This is a genomic window from Xylophilus sp., assembly GCA_009914555.1.
Classification (GTDB): Bacteria; Pseudomonadota; Gammaproteobacteria; order Burkholderiales; family Burkholderiaceae_C; genus WNDY01.
Genome location: WNDY01000005.1, coordinates 1 through 13965, shown reverse-complemented (window position 1 = coordinate 13965; position 13965 = coordinate 1). Strand labels below are relative to the sequence as shown.

The 13965-nt window shown below is 70.9% G+C and carries 17 protein-coding genes and 1 tRNA gene; 8 read left to right on the top strand and 10 right to left on the bottom strand.

Translation table 11 applies throughout. From position 1 onward, the window contains the following. Positions 1-17 precede the first annotated feature (17 nt). The 3 genes from dapA (at position 18) to GAK38_RS04375 (ending at position 2910) form a co-directional block, all read left to right on the top strand. Positions 18-914, top strand: a complete 897-nt coding sequence (gene dapA, locus GAK38_RS04385) for a 4-hydroxy-tetrahydrodipicolinate synthase (RefSeq protein WP_325341769.1) — start codon at positions 18-20, stop codon at positions 912-914. A 64-nt stretch (positions 915-978) separates the two neighbouring features. Beyond that, positions 979-2082 carry an outer membrane protein assembly factor BamC gene (gene bamC / locus GAK38_RS04380; protein WP_325341767.1) on the top strand — a complete coding sequence of 368 codons (1104 nt, stop codon included), beginning with the start codon at positions 979-981 and terminating at the stop codon, positions 2080-2082. 42 nt (positions 2083-2124) lie between these two features. Further along, positions 2125-2910 carry an MBL fold metallo-hydrolase gene (locus GAK38_RS04375; protein ID WP_325341765.1) on the top strand — a complete coding sequence of 262 codons (786 nt, stop codon included), beginning with the start codon at positions 2125-2127 and terminating at the stop codon, positions 2908-2910. Positions 2911-2994: 84 nt separating this feature from the next. Here the strand turns inward: GAK38_RS04375 and GAK38_RS04370 are convergent, their stop codons facing one another. The 7 genes from GAK38_RS04370 to GAK38_RS04340 all read right to left on the bottom strand — a co-directional run bounded on the left by GAK38_RS04370 (position 2995) and on the right by GAK38_RS04340 (position 7545). Beyond that, the gene (locus GAK38_RS04370; RefSeq protein ID WP_325341763.1) at positions 2995-3258 is read right to left on the bottom strand and encodes a hypothetical protein; all 264 of its coding nucleotides are present in this window, start codon (positions 3256-3258) and stop codon (positions 2995-2997) included. A 195-nt stretch (positions 3259-3453) separates the two neighbouring features. Further along, positions 3454-3888 (bottom strand): hypothetical protein, encoded by a 435-nt coding sequence (locus tag GAK38_RS04365; protein WP_325341956.1) that lies wholly within the window; start codon positions 3886-3888, stop codon positions 3454-3456. 351 nt (positions 3889-4239) lie between these two features. After that, positions 4240-4315: transfer RNA gene (locus tag GAK38_RS04360), tRNA-Lys, on the bottom strand. A 173-nt stretch (positions 4316-4488) separates the two neighbouring features. Continuing rightward, positions 4489-5067: a hypothetical protein gene (locus tag GAK38_RS04355; protein WP_325341761.1), complete on the bottom strand. Its 579-nt coding sequence runs from the start codon at positions 5065-5067 to the stop codon at positions 4489-4491. 24 nt (positions 5068-5091) lie between these two features. Further along, the gene (locus tag GAK38_RS04350; protein WP_325341760.1) at positions 5092-5910 is read right to left on the bottom strand and encodes a MetQ/NlpA family ABC transporter substrate-binding protein; all 819 of its coding nucleotides are present in this window, start codon (positions 5908-5910) and stop codon (positions 5092-5094) included. Positions 5911-5953: 43 nt separating this feature from the next. Beyond that, a complete protein-coding gene (locus tag GAK38_RS04345) occupies positions 5954-6616 on the bottom strand; it encodes a methionine ABC transporter permease (RefSeq protein ID WP_325341758.1) in 663 nt (220 codons plus the stop codon). A 59-nt stretch (positions 6617-6675) separates the two neighbouring features. Next, complete coding sequence (locus GAK38_RS04340; protein WP_325341756.1) at positions 6676-7545, bottom strand: methionine ABC transporter ATP-binding protein; 870 nt, start codon at positions 7543-7545, stop codon at positions 6676-6678. Between the two features lie 89 nt (positions 7546-7634). Here GAK38_RS04340 and GAK38_RS04335 point away from each other — a divergent pair, with 89 nt between their 5' ends. Next, on the top strand, positions 7635-7943 hold the full coding sequence (locus tag GAK38_RS04335; RefSeq protein ID WP_325341755.1) for a hypothetical protein: 309 nt from the start codon (positions 7635-7637) through the stop codon (positions 7941-7943). A gap of 7 nt (positions 7944-7950) precedes the next feature. On the opposite strand, the gene GAK38_RS04330 is transcribed toward GAK38_RS04335, so the two are convergent. After that, entirely contained in the window at positions 7951-8415 is a 465-nt protein-coding gene (locus GAK38_RS04330) for a Cd(II)/Pb(II)-responsive transcriptional regulator (RefSeq protein WP_325341753.1), read from the bottom strand. 40 nt (positions 8416-8455) lie between these two features. Here GAK38_RS04330 and GAK38_RS04325 point away from each other — a divergent pair, with 40 nt between their 5' ends. From GAK38_RS04325 to GAK38_RS04310, 4 genes are all read left to right on the top strand, one after another. Next, positions 8456-10471 carry a heavy metal translocating P-type ATPase gene (locus tag GAK38_RS04325; RefSeq protein ID WP_325341752.1) on the top strand — a complete coding sequence of 672 codons (2016 nt, stop codon included), beginning with the start codon at positions 8456-8458 and terminating at the stop codon, positions 10469-10471. Between the two features lie 133 nt (positions 10472-10604). Continuing rightward, the gene (locus GAK38_RS04320; RefSeq protein WP_325341750.1) at positions 10605-10886 is read left to right on the top strand and encodes a YlcI/YnfO family protein; all 282 of its coding nucleotides are present in this window, start codon (positions 10605-10607) and stop codon (positions 10884-10886) included. Further along, positions 10883-11209, top strand: coding sequence for a type II toxin-antitoxin system RelE/ParE family toxin (locus GAK38_RS04315; RefSeq protein WP_325341749.1), 327 nt, complete (start codon positions 10883-10885; stop codon positions 11207-11209). The genes GAK38_RS04320 and GAK38_RS04315 overlap by 4 nt, the downstream gene beginning before the upstream one ends. Next, on the top strand, positions 11206-12228 hold the full coding sequence (locus GAK38_RS04310; RefSeq protein ID WP_325341747.1) for a P1 family peptidase: 1023 nt from the start codon (positions 11206-11208) through the stop codon (positions 12226-12228). Before GAK38_RS04315 ends, GAK38_RS04310 begins: the two co-directional genes overlap by 4 nt. 290 nt (positions 12229-12518) lie before the next feature. On the opposite strand, the gene GAK38_RS04305 is transcribed toward GAK38_RS04310, so the two are convergent. Both GAK38_RS04305 and GAK38_RS04300 read right to left on the bottom strand, forming a co-directional pair. Further along, positions 12519-13643 (bottom strand): DUF1631 family protein, encoded by a 1125-nt coding sequence (locus GAK38_RS04305; protein ID WP_325341954.1) that lies wholly within the window; start codon positions 13641-13643, stop codon positions 12519-12521. Between the two features lie 36 nt (positions 13644-13679). Beyond that, on the bottom strand, positions 13680-13965 hold a 286-nt coding region (locus GAK38_RS04300), incomplete at its 5' end, for an IS3 family transposase (RefSeq protein WP_291783619.1).

Genomic DNA, 13965 nt, shown 5'->3' with positions numbered 1-13965 from the left:
CGTTCCCAACCGCGGACATGACATTTTCTTCCGGCCTCCTGACAGGCAGCATCGTCGCCCTCGCCACGCCGTTGCTCGACGAGGGTGGCGTCGACTATCCGACGCTGCGCAAACTCATCGACTGGCACGTGGCCGAAGGTACGGACTGCATCGGCGTGGTCGGCACCACCGGCGAGTCGCCAACGGTCAGCGTGGAGGAGCACCAGGAAATCATCCGCGTGGCCGTCAAGCAATCGGCCGGCCGCGTGCCCGTCATGGCTGGCTGCGGCGCCAACTCGACCGCCGAGGCCATCGAACTGGCCAGGTACGCCCGCAAGGTCGGTGCCGCGAGCCAGCTCCAGGTCGTGCCCTACTACAACAAGCCGACGCAGGAAGGCCAGTACCAGCACTTCAAGGCCATCGCCGAGGCGGTGGGCGACCTGCCGATCGTGCTCTACAACGTGCCGGGGCGCACCGTCGCCGATCTGCAGCACGGCACCGTGCTGCGCCTGACCCAGGTGCCGGGCATCATCGGCATCAAGGAAGCCACGGGCAACATCGAGCGCGCACAGTGGCTGATCCGCGACGTGCCCGAGAATTTCGCCATCTATTCGGGCGACGACCCGACCGCCGTGGCGCTGATGCTGCTGGGCGGCCACGGCAACGTGAGCGTGACGGCCAATGTCGCGCCGCGCCTGATGCACGAGCTCTGCGCGGCCGCCACCAGCGGCGACGTGCAGCGCGCCCGCGCGATCCAGGCCCGGCTGCTGCCGCTGCACCGCGCGCTGTTCGTCGAGCCCAACCCGGTCCCAGTGAAGTGGGCGCTGCAGCGCCTGGGCAGGAGCGGCGGCGCGCTCCGCCTGCCGCTCACCCCGCTCGACGCGGCCCACCAGCCCATGGTCGAAGCCGCCCTGCGCGCGAGCGGGCTGCTGTGAGCCCCCGCCTCCCCGCATCGGTCGCTTGCCCGACGTTTTCCCGAGATTGCCAAGGAACTTCCGCGTGAACCAATTCGTCCGTGTGGGCCTCGTCGGCCTGACCGCTGTGGCCCTGTCCGCATGCAGCGTGTTCGACACCGAAAAGATCAACTACAAGAGCGCCAGCAAGGGCGTCACGCTCGACGTGCCGCCCGACCTGACCCAGCTGCAGGGCGACACGCGCTACGTGGTGGCCGGCGGCGCGGTCTCGGCCAATGCGCTGCAAAGCTCGCAGGCCGCCCAGGCGGCCGCGCCATCGAGCCCCAGCGCAGCCAACAACACGCTGGGTGACGCGCGCATCGAGCGCAGCGGCAACCAGCGCTGGCTGGTGGTCAAGCGCCCGGTCGACAAGCTCTGGGATCCCGTGCGCGACTTCTGGCTAGAAAACGGCTTCCTGCTGGCCATCGACCAGCCCAAGCTCGGCATCATGGAAACCGACTGGGCCGAGAACCGCGCCAAGCTGCCACAGGACTTCATCCGCGGCACCATCGGCAAGGTGTTCGACGGCATCTACTCCACCGGCGAGCGCGACAAGTTCCGCACCCGTCTGGAACGCGCCGCCAACGGCGACACCGAGATCTACATCAGCCACCGCGGCATGGTCGAGGTCTACACCGACAAGACGGCGCGCGACCAGACCGTCTGGCAACCGCGCCCGGTCGATCCGGAGCTGGAAACCGAATTCCTGCGCCGCCTGCTGGTCAAGCTCGGTGCCACCGAAGCGCAGTCCAAGGAGATCGTGGCCGAAGCCGCCGCGCCACGCCAGACCACGCGCGTGACCACCGTGGGCAACATGCCGGTCGTGCAGCTCGACGACGGCTTCGACCGGGCCTGGCGCCGCGTCGGCCTGTCGCTCGACCGCACCGGCTTCACCGTGGAGGACCGCGACCGCAGCCAGGGCCTGTACTACGTGCGCTACGTGCCGCCGAATGCCGACAAGAAGAAACAGGGCTTCCTCGGCAAGCTCTTCAGCCGCTCCTCGGACGCCAAGCCGCCGGCGAAGTACCGCATCGCCGTCAAGGCCGAAGGCTCGCAGACCAATGTGTCGGTGCTCAGCTCCGAAGGAGCGCCGGAAAACTCGGCCGATGCGCAGCGCATCCTCAAGATCATTGCCGACGACCTGCAGTAGGACCATCGCCCCGGCCGCGCCTCGGCCCGGGGCGTGCGCAGCATGCTGAGATTCCGCAGCCTGGGCAGCGGCAGCACGGGCAACGCGACCCTCATCGAAGCCAGCGGCAGCAGCGGCGCCACGCCCCGGCCCCTGCTGATGGACTGCGGCTTCGGCATCCGCCAGAGCGCCGCCCTCCTCGGCCGCGCCCGGCTCGGCTATGGCGACATCGACGACATCTTCATCACCCACGAGCATTCCGATCACGTCGGCTGCGTGCAGGCCTTCGCCGTGCGCCACCGCGTGCCGGTCTGGATGAGCGACGGCACCTACGACGCCATCGGCACCGGATTTCGACGGCCTGCTGCGCCTAGCGCACGACGGCGAGACGATCGACTTCTTTGGCGCCTTCGCGGTCCGGCCCTTCACCGTGCCGCACGATGCGCGCCAGCCGCTGCACCTGGTGTGCGACGACGGCGCCGCCCGCCTGGGCCTGCTAACAGACCTGGGCCATGCGCCGGACGCCGTGCTGGCGCAACTGGCCGGCTGCCAGGCGCACTGCTGCTCGAATCGAACCACGACAGCGAGCTGCTGGCCAACGGCCCCTATCCGCACTTCCTCAAGCGTCGCGTCGGCGGCGCCTATGGCTACCTATCCAATGCGGCCTCGGCCGACCTGGCCCGCGCGGTGCAGCACGTCGGCCTGCGGCGCGTAGTGGCCGCGCACCTGAGCGAACGCAACAACCGGCCTGAGCTGGCACAGACCGCACTCGCTGCGGCGCTGGGCTGGGAGACTGTGCAGGTGAATGTGGCCAGTGCGGCCATGGGCACCGACTGGTTCGTGGTGTAACCGCCCGACCGCTGCCGCAGAATAAAGCCCCCTGCCGGCGTACCGGCAGGGGGCTTTATTCGTCGCCTTGCGGCGCGGTCTGGATTACTTCTTGGAAGCGTCGCTGGCCGCGTTCGCGGCGCCGGCTGCTGCGCTCGCAGCCGCGGCTGCATCGTCGGCCGACTTCTTCGGATCATCGGCGGCCCTCGTTGCGCTGTCAGCCGACGTCGCGGCGGCCCCCGCATCGGCGCCAGCAGGTGCGGGCAGCGGCGCGACCGGTGCGGGCGGGGGCGGCGGCTCTTCCTTCTTGCCGCATGCAGCCAGGGCGACGGCGGCCATCAGCGATGCCAGAACGAGCGATTTCTTCATTGCAAGTTTCCTAGTTGGACAAAACAGGATCCGGATGGAATGCCAGAACGTTCAGCTGCCACACAGTCTCGGAACGCTTCGACAGAGCGTGGCAGGCAAGGGGCTCGCATGCCAGCGGACTCGCGGGAAATTATAGGAGTCGCCTGCCGCACTGCGGCCTTGCCGCGGCGCGCTGCATGCACCGCCCCGCCAACTTTACAAGCCGCTCACGGAGGCCGGGAAGGCCGGCGAACTCCTCCGCAGCCATTCGTCGATCCGCGCGCGCAGCTGCAGGCGCCGCGTTGGCTCGGCGCCGGTCACACCCACGGAACGCACCGGATCGAGGCGCTGCAGCACCCAGCCCGGCGACCAGATGGCGCTGGGAAGGTCGAGCGGATCCGCGCTGCGGCAGTCCCGACATTCGACGATGTGGTCCCAGGTCTGACGCCAGCGTACGAAGAGGGCATGGCGGCGCACGACGGTGTCGTACTCGCGCGCCAGCAGCGTGAGTCGCCGCCCGGTGCGCGACCAAGCCTGCAAGACATCGCCCACCGCCCGCTCGCCGAGCGGCCAGTCGTCGAAGGCGGCATCGCACGGCACCAGTTCCGCCCATCCCTCGCGGGCCGCGGCCGCCAGCGCGTCGCGCACCAGCTACTGGAAGGCAATGCGGCCTTCGAAGCGCGCGGCCGGAAGCGGCAGTGGGCAGTGGCGTGGGCACCTCGGGAAGCAGGTCGGAGGTCGTCATGACCCAAGTATGCCAGAGCGCACAGCCGCTGGCTGGCTGTTCTGGGGATGGTCGTGCAGCGCGGCCCCGGGGCGGACCGCGCAGTGCATGGACCACGGCGGCACCAAAGAGGGAGAGGTCGTCGGCGACCAGCAGCAGGGGCGCTTCGGAGGACGCTGATGCGGCGTTTGGCATGGAAACCTCGGCGAAGCCAAACGGCCAGGGCCAAACGACAAAGGCGCTACAGCTTGAATCTGTAGCGCCTTTGCGCGGAATGGTGGTGGGTCCTGAGTGACTCGAACACTCGACCTACGGATTAAGAGTCCGCTGCTCTACCAACTGAGCTAAGAACCCATTCCTCGAACTTTTCCCACCTTTCGCCGCCCCGCTTCGGTCAGGCATCTACAGCGCCGGTGGATGAGCCCTCGATTATGCACTATTTTCCCCCTCTCCCAGCCAATCGACGGAATTTTGTTTTTCGCTCAAGAGAATGCCGGCCTCCGTTTCCCCGCCCCCGCAGAGGGCGCTCAAAGGTCGCAGGCCGGCTCGGCATGGCCGGTCAGCTCCAGCAGCCCGGCCACGAATTCGTCGAACAGCGGCAGCGGCGGCGCCTCGGCACCCGTGGGCCGGGCCACCCAGCCTTCGGGCGCGGTGAAGATGCGCAGCGCATCGAACGACGGCGCTTCGCCCGCATCGAAGAAATGTCGCGTGCCGGCCGGCACCGCGACCCAGTCCCCCGCCTCGCACAGCAGCGCCAGAAAGCCGCCGTCCACGCGGATGTAGAAGATGCCGGCTCCGTCGAGGAAGTAGCGGACCTCGGCATCGTCGTGCGTGTGCTCGGCGATGAACTTCTGCCGCAGTTCGGGCCAGCCGGCATGGTCGGGCCGCAACTGCACGCGGTCGACGCTGCGGACCGCCAGGCCCAGGCCGTCGAGCTCGCCGTGGTAGGCGGCGCGCACCGCATCGATGCTGCCGTCGCCCAGGTCGCGCAGCGGCCAGCGGCCGCAGGCCAAGCCGTAGCGCTGCAGGGCCGCGCGGATCGGCTGCTCGCAGACGAGCGTCTCCCCCCACTGCCCTGCCTCGTCGAAATGCACCAGCGCCGCCATGGCTCGCCTCGGCTCGCGGCCGGCCTACTGCAGGAAGGCGGGCTTGGCGTAGCCCGGGAACCTGCTGTCGACCACCGCCTTGAACTCGGGCGAGCGGAAGGCCTGGACCAGGTCCCTGGCCCAGGGCGTGTCCTTGTCCGCGGACTTGACCGCGACCACGTTCAGGTAGTGGTCCGGCGTCTTCTCCAGCACCACCGCCTCGGTCAGCTTCAGGCCCGAGGAGATGGCGAAGTTGCCGGTGATGACCGCGAATTCCACATCGCCGAGCGCGCGCGGCAGCTGGGCGGCTTCGAGTGGCTGGAACCGGATCTTGCGCGGGTTCCCGGCCACGTCGTTCTGGGTGGCGCGCAGCGGGTCGATGCCGGGCTTGAGCGTGATGAGCCTGTTCTGCTCCAGAAGCAGCAGCGCGCGGGCCAGGTTGCTCGGGTCGTTCGGGATGGCGAAGCGGTCGCCTTCCCTGATGTCCGCCAGGGTCTTGCGCTTGGTCGAGTACACGCCGAGCGGCGCGATCGGCGCCTGCACGATCTCGGCCAGGTCGAGCTTGTGCTCGGCGGCGAACTTCTGCAGGTAGACGCGGTGCTGGAACAGGTTGGCGTCGAGCGAGCCCTGGGCCAGTGCGAGGTTGGGCTGCACGTAGTCGTTGAACTCGACGATGCGGACCTTGTAGCCCTTCTTCTCGAGCAGCGGCACGATACCCCACTTGAGCTGGTCGCCGTTGGAGCCGGCGGTGGCGCCGAGCACCAGTTCCTTCTTGGTGGCCGGCTGGGCCTGGACGCCCAGGGCCAGCGCGCCCAGCGTGGCGGCGGCGAGGCCGACGGCGATGCGGCGACGGATCGAGATCATGGAAAGGCTCCTGCTTGCGAGGGAAGAGTGGAAAACGTGTGGTTCAACGTTTGTCGAGGCGGTGCGCCAGCGCATTGCCGCCGAACTGGATGATCTGCACCAGCACCACGAGCAGCGCCACGGTCAGCAGCATCACGTCGGTCTGGAAGCGGTAGTAGCCGTAGCGGATCGCGAGGTCGCCGATGCCGCCGCCGCCCACCACCCCGGCGATGGCCGAGTACGACAGGAAACTCACAGCCAGCACGGTCAGCGCGAGGATCAGGCCCGAGCGGGCTTCGCGCACCAGCACGCGCCAGACGATCTGGATTTCGGACGCGCCCATCGCATGGGCCGCCTCGATCACGCCGCGCGGCACTTCGCGGATGCTCTGCTCCACCAGCCGCGCGAAGTAGGGAATGGCTGCGAACGACAGCGGCACGGACGCGGCCAGCGGTCCGATCGAGGTGCCGGCGATCACCCGCGTGACCGGCACCAGCGCGACCAGCAGGATTATGAACGGGAAAGAGCGCACGGTGTTCACGACCCAGCTCAGCACCAGGTAGGCCGGCCGGTTGTCGAGCGACTGGCCGGGGCCGAGCAGGAACAGCAGCACACCGAGCGGGCCGCCGATCACGATGGCGGCCGACAGGCCGATGGCGAGCATCAGAAAGGTCTGGCCGACGGCGACCCACAGCTCGGGAAGGATGGCGGCAATGCTTTCGGACATGGGGGATGCGGCTCGGGGGCGGTCGGCGGACCGGAAGGAAGAAAAAGAAAAGAAGCCGCTCAGGCCAGGCGCACGGCTGCGGCCGGCGGCACCGGCCGGGCCACGCGCGCCGCGATGGCCGCGATGTGCTCGGCCTGCTCGGCGAGGATCTGGTCGCGCACCTGCTCCTCGGCCAGTTCGCGGCCCAGCGCGCTGATGCGGGGCGTGTCGAAGTCGGCCACGGCGAACTGCTCCACCAGGCTGCCGCCTTCGAGCACCGCGACCTTGTCGCACAGCGCGCGCACGACCGACAGTTCGTGGGTGACCAGCACGATGGTCACGCCGAACTGTTCGTTGATGCTGCGCAGCGTGGCCAGCACCGAGCGCGTGGTCTCGGTGTCGAGCGCCGAGGTGGGCTCGTCGCACAGCAGCACCTTGGGATGGGGCGCGAGCGCGCGGGCGATGGCCACGCGCTGCTTCTGGCCGCCCGAGAGCTGCGCCGGGTAGCTGTCGATCTTGTCGGCGAGGCCCACGATGTCCAGGCATTCGCGCACGCGGCTGGCGATCTCGGTCTGGGCGCGGTTGCCGTGCAGGCGCAGCGGGAAGGCCACGTTGTCGGCCACGGCGGCGTTTTGCAGCAGGTTGAACTGCTGGAAGATCATGCCGATGGACTGGCGCGTGTCGCGCAGCGCCTTCTTCGACAGCCGGGTCAGGTCCGCGCCGTCGACGATGACGCGGCCTTGGTCCGGACGCTCCAGCAGGTTGATCAGGCGCAGCAGCGTGGACTTGCCGGCGCCGCTCTTGCCGATCAGGCCGAAGACGTCGCCCGCGTGGATGTCGAGAGACACCGAACGCACGGCCTCGAAGGTCTGCCCGCCGGGCAGGGAGAAGGTCCTGCCGACGGCTTCGAGCCGGATCACGGCCGCTGTGCTCGCTGGTATCGTGCTCATAAACGCAATGTGCCGGCCGCGCCGTCGCAAAAGCTCAGAGTATCCGTCGCAGCGCCAATGTTGCAAAACGAATAAATAAAAATATTTATATGTCGAATTCCAACTATAGCGAGGCCGTGTCGGCGTTGGGAACGCTGGGCGCGGCGCTGGCGGAATTGCGCGCCGGCAGCATGCGCATTGCCGACTTCAGCCAGGCCGCACGGTCCCAGGCGGGCCTGCTGGCAGCGCTGCCTCCGGCCTTCGGCGAGGTGCTGCATGGCCTGCTTGACCGGCTGGAGGCCGGCGCGCTGTTCAGCGAGGAAAGCTGCTCCTTCAGCCAGCAGGACCTGCTGGCCAACCTCGATCTCTGGCTCGACAAGGCCGGCCGGCGGCTGGCCAGGGGCGTGCGGACCTCCTGAGGAAGGGCTATACGTGCCGCTTGCCCGGCGCGGCCGGCGGCGGCAGGCCGGGCGGCTGCGCGTCGGCGCGCGTATGCAGCGTGTGGATGATCCCGCAGGGGCCGGCCGAGCCGTCGCAGCGGTCGCGCAGGCCGCGCAGGTCGCGCTCCAGCGCCTGCAGCTCCAGCAGCCGCGCACGGACGTGGCCCAGGTGCGCATCGAGTGTTTCCCGCGCCGCCGCGCAGTCGTCGCGGTCGTTCCAGTCCAGGCGCAGCAGCGCGCGCACCTCGTCGAGCGACATGTCGAGCGCCCGGCACAGGCGGATGAAGCGCAGCACATGCACGTCGTCCTCGCCGTACAGGCGGTAGCGGTTGTCCTCCCGGCCGGGAGCGGGCAGCAAACCCTCGTTCTCGTAGTAGCGGATGCTGGCCGCCGGCACGCCCGACAGCCGGGCGGCTTCGCCGATACGGTAGGGAGGATCTCCGTCTGCCATGGCTTGACCTTGAAGCTGCTTGAAGGTCTCCAATGGTGCCATGAGTCGCCACTGCGGCAGTTGCCGCCAACCCTCCCCGCCTCGCGCCCATGCCCACGCGCACGACCACGGCGCGGACCACCATGACCACGGTCACGGCCATGCACCGGGCGATGGCCACGTCGCGCATGCGGGCCACGACCATGCGCACCTGCCGGGCTGGACGCGCATCGGCTTCTCGCTCGCACTGGCCGCCGCAGCCGAACTGCTGCATGCCTTCGGGCCGCAGCAGCGCGTGTGGGAAACCGCCGGCATGGCCGTCGCGCTGGCCGCCATCGGTCTGGCCGGGCTTGGCGTCTACCGCAGCGGCCTCCGGTCGCTGCTGCGCGGCAGGCTCGGCATCGATGCGCTGATGGCCGTCGCGGTCACCGGCGCCTTCGCGATCGGCCAGTGGCCCGAGGCCGCGATGGTGATGGCGCTCTACGCCCTGGCCGAGCGCATCGAGGACCGTGCCGCCGACCGCGCCCACGGCGCCATCGCCGGCCTGCTCGCGCTGGCGCCCGACACGGCCGAGGTGTGCGACGAGGCGACCGGCGGCTGGGCGGCCCGCCCCGCCGCCGACGTGCCGGCCGGCGCCACCGTGCGCATACGGCCCGGCGCCCGCGTGCCGCTGGACGGCGTGGTGACCGCGGGCCGCAGCGCACTCGACCAGTCCGCCGTCACCGGCGAGAGCCTGCCGGTCGACAAGGCGCCGGGCGATGCGCTCTTCGCCGGCACCGTCAACGCCGACGGCGAGCTGAGCATGCGCGTGACCGCCGCGGCGGCCGACTCCACGCTGGCCCGCGTCATCCGTGCGGTCGATGAAGCCCAGGCCGCCAGGGCGCCGGCCCAGCGCCTCGTCGACCGCTTCGCGGCCGTCTATACCCCCGTCGTCTTCACCCTGGCATGCGCGACAGCTGCGGGGCTGCCGCTGGTACTGGGGTGGGATTGGTCAAAAGCGATCTACCGCGCACTCGTGCTGCTGGTCATCGCCTGCCCGTGCGCGCTGGTGATCTCCACGCCGGTCACCGTGGTCAGCGCGCTGGCCGCCGCCGCGCGCCGCGGCATCCTCGTCAAGGGCGGCGCGCCGCTGGAGGCCGCGCGCGGCCTGCGCGCCGTGGCCCTGGACAAGACCGGCACCGTCACCGCCGGCCAACCCGCGCTGGTCGAATGGCGGGCCTGGGACGGCGCGGACGCCGCCTGGGCCGCGCGCGCGGCGGCCAGCCTGGCGGCGCGCTCGGACCATCCGGTCTCGCAGGCCATCGCCGCCGGGTTCGACGCAGCGGCGGCAGCCGAGGTGCAGGACTTCCGCGCCCTGCCCGGCCGTGGCACCGAAGGCCGGCTCGACGGCCGCTTGGCCGCGCTCGGCAACCGCCGGCTGCTGGCAGGCCCGGCCGACGCGCCGCTGGAGGCCGCGCTGGCCGCCCACGAACAGGCCGGCCGCACCGTCACCCTGCTGGTCGCGGACGGCACGGTCCACGCACTGTTCGCCGTGGCCGACACGATGCGGCCCGAGGCCGTGGACGCGGTGGCGCAGCTGCAGGCGCTCGGCATCGCGCCGGTCCTGCTCAGCGGCGACAACGCGGCCACTGTCGCCACCGTGGCCCGCGCGGCCGGCATCGAGAACGCGCGCGGCAACCTGCTGCCGGCCGACAAGCTCGCCATCGTCAAGGAACTCCAGCGCCGCCACGGCGCGGTCGCCATGGCCGGCGACGGCATCAACGACGCGCCGGCGCTGGCGCGCGCCGACATCGGCTTCGCCATGGGCGCGGCCGGCACCGACGTGGCGATGGAAACGGCCGGCGTGGTCGTCATGAACGACGACCTGCGCCGCATCGCCGAGACGGTGCGCCTGTCGCGCCGCACCCATGCGCTGCTGTGGCAGAACATCGCGCTGGCCCTGGGCATCAAGGCCGTGGTGTTCGCGCTGGCCGTCGCCGGCCATGCGAGCATGTGGATGGCCGTGTTCGCCGACATGGGCGCCAGCCTGCTGGTGATCGCCAACGGGCTGCGGCTGCTGCACTGGCGCGGGACGTGACGTGCCGGCCACGGCGGGCGGCGCGATGCGTTCGAGGTGCTGCTGGTGCTGGAGGGCGGGCGCGCCCGGGTGTTCGAGCGGTATCCGGCGGGCTGACGTTCTGCCGCATCACATTCGCAATACAATTTCGACGATGAAGACCGCCACCATCCCCCCGGTACGCACCACGCCCGAGTTCCGCCAGGAGCTGGAGCAGTCGCTCGAAGAAGGCGAAACACTCGCCGCGCTGGTCGAAAGCGCGGTGCGCCGGGAGGTCCATCGGCGCCGCGAGCAGGCCGACTTCCTGCGGCGCGGTCTGGCCGCCATCGCCCGCACGCAATCCGCAGGCGACGGCGTGCCGGCCGACGCGGTGCTGTCCCGGCTCGATGCGAACCTCGCCGCCGCACGGCGGAAGCAGGCAGCCCGCTTTCCATGACGCAGCGCTACGCCGTCCTCTTCAGCTGCGAGGCCGAGGAAGACCTGGAGGGGCTGTTCGACCACCTGGTCGAATGCGAACTGGCGAGCGCCGCAGGCGACCTGGAAGAGCCCGAACGTGCCTTGCAGGCCATCCGCAGCGCCGGCCTGTTTCTGTCGCACAGCCCCTTCAGCTGCCGCAAGGCCGGCGCCAGCAGCTTCGTGCGCGAACTGATCATTCCATTCGGCGCGCAAGGCTACGTGGCGCTGTTCGAGATCGTCGATGCAGCCACGGTGACCATCGGCGCCGTGCGCCGCCAGCGCGAAAGCGACTACCACCGATGACCTCTGCCTGCGTGCCGGCTGGCGCCATCACCGACATTGCCGGCATCGCAGTCGGCCATTTCAGCGACCCGCGCCGCCCCACCGGCTGCACCGTCGTCCTCGCGCGCGACGGCGCCGTGGCCGCGGTGGACGCCCGCGGCGCGGCGCCCGGCACGCGCGAGACCGCCCTGCTCGACCCGTCCAACACCGTCGAGCGCATCCATGCCGTGGTGCTCGCCGGCGGCAGCGCCTTCGGGCTGGCGGCGGCCGACGGCGCGGTGCAGTGGCTCGAAGAGCACGGAATCGGGCTGGACATGGGTATCGCCACCATCCCGATCGTGCCGGCGGCCGTGCTGTTCGACCTGCCGGGGGCCGCCGACCGAGCACATGCGCGCATCCGCCCCGATGCAGCCGCCGGCTATGCGGCCTGCGCGGCGGCATCCGCCGCCGCGCCGCAGGAAGGCAACGTGGGCGCCGGCTGCGGCGCCATCGTCGGCAAGCTGTTCGGCGCCGGCCTGGCGATGAAGGGCGGCATCGGCGGCGCCTCGGTCACCGTGGGCGGCGTGACCGTGGGCGCGATCGTGGCCTGCAATGCGCTCGGCGACGTGGTCGACCCGGACAGCGGCCGCATCCTGGCCGGCGCCCGCAGCGACGACGGCCTGCGCCTGCGCGACACCCGCCGCACGCTGCTGGCCGGCGCGCCGCCGCGCCCGCTGCTGCCGGGCGCCAACACCACGATCGGCGTGATCGCCACCGATGCGCGGCTCACCAAGGCCCAGGCGCAGCGCCTGGCCACGGCCGGCCACGACGGGCTGGCCCGCGCCGTCAATCCGGTGCACACCACGGGCGACGGCGACGTGCTGTTCGCGCTCTCCACGGGCGCCGTCGCACCAGGGGAAGACGGCGCGCCGGGCCCGATGGTGCTCGGCGTGATGGCCGCCGAAGCCGTGGCGCGGGCCACGGTGCGCGCGGTGCGGGCCGCGCAGTCGCTGCGCGTGGGCGGCCTGTGGCTGCCGGCCGCGGCGGACTTCCATCCCTGAGGGACGGGACCCCGCCCCGCTGGGCCAAGCGCTTCCTCCTGCCGAGCCGCGACCTGTCCGCCGGCCGGTCCGGTCGCGGCAATGACGGCGCCGGCCCGGCTGGAAGCGCAGGTCGAAAAGGTCAGCGTGCGTGCCGCCGGCCTGTGCCGACGAACCGTATGCGCTGCGCAAAACCACATCCATCTGGTGCGACGCCTGCCGGCCCGGCCTCGCGTGGACTGCAGTATGGGGGGGGTATAGGCCACAGGCGCGCTCCTCATGCGCGCTATGGAGCATCATGGCCAGGAGTATCAGCCCTTGCCGGGCTTGATCGAATTGCGCAGCGCCGTCTGCGCCACCGCGTCGAGCGCGCCGGCGACCACGGCGCCGCCGGCCACCACGCGCAGCGCGCCCTCTGCGGCCAGGCGGTCGCGCATGCGGCGGGTCATCGAGCGGGTGCTGCCGTCGGCCGCGGTGAAGAGAAAGAGGGTGCCGTGCGGGCTGGTCCAGGTGAGCTGGGTGCGCGCCGGGCGGCCGTGGTCGAGGATTTCGACCCAGGCACCGACCTCCAGCGCGAACGCGGGCGCCGGCGCGGCGGCGACAGCCGATTCCTCCGCCGCCACCGAGGCGGCCGCGGCCGAGACCGCGGCGGCCGCCGGCTGCGCGGCGGCTGCGGGGGGCGCGGGCGGCGGCTGCCGGCCGGCCGGGCCGCCGGCCTGAAACGCCCGCTGGTGCAGGCCGATCAGGCGTTCGAAGAACGCGCTGGCCTGCTGGGGCGGGTAGTCGATGGTCTTCAGGCCCTCGCGCAGCTTGGCCAGCAGGCCGGGAATCAGCCGCGTGAGGCGCGGGATGGCCGCGCGCGCCAGGTCCGGCCGGGCGCTCCAGAACAGGTTGGGCACCACGCCCGCGTAGCCGCCCGGGTCGCTGGCGCCGCCCACGCGGTCGCCCAGCCGGGCCTCGGCCATCACGTGCGACCAGGGGCCGGTGGCGAAGGCCAGCACCTCGTCGGGCACCTGGGCCGCGTCGGGCCAGGCGCGGATGTCGGCCGCGATCTTCTCGGCCAGCAGGTTGCGCTGCTCGGCATGCAGCAGCTCCTGCACGGCCTGCTCGCGCCGGGCGAGTTCCTCCGCATCCTGCGCGGCCCAGGCCCGCTGCAGGCCCTCCAGCGCGGCCTCGAAGGGCCGGGCGTCGGCGATCGGCGCGGCGGCCAGCCGGTCGACCGCCGCGCGCAGCACGCGCAGGAAGTCCCTGAAGCCCGGCGCGGCCTCGCTGTCGAAGGCCAGGCTGCGCTGCGTCATCTCGTCGAGCAGGCGGCGCGCGGGATGCTCGCGGTCGCTGAAGAAGCGCGGGTCGGCCAGCACGAGCTGCATCAGCGCCGGCTCCAGGTCCCGCACGGCCTGGCGCACGCCGGGCAGCAGGCGCTCGTCCTGGGTGATGTTCTCTGATCTTGCCCCTGATTTACGGACACCTATCTAAGCGACATTGGCCAGCTCGTACTGCTCTGGGCTGAGGTAGCCCAGGGTCGAGTGCAGCCGGATCCGATTGTAGTCAACCTCAATGTAGTCAAACACATGAGCCTTGGCCTGCTCCCGTGTGGCGAGGTGTTCACCATGGATGGCCTCGACCTTCAGACTGTGGTTCCAACTCTCCATTGCTGCGTTGTCGTAGCAGTTGCCTCTGGCACTCATGCTGGCGATCAAAGCGTATTGCTCCAACAGGGCGCGGTGCTCGCGCGAGCAGTATTGGCTACCACGGTCA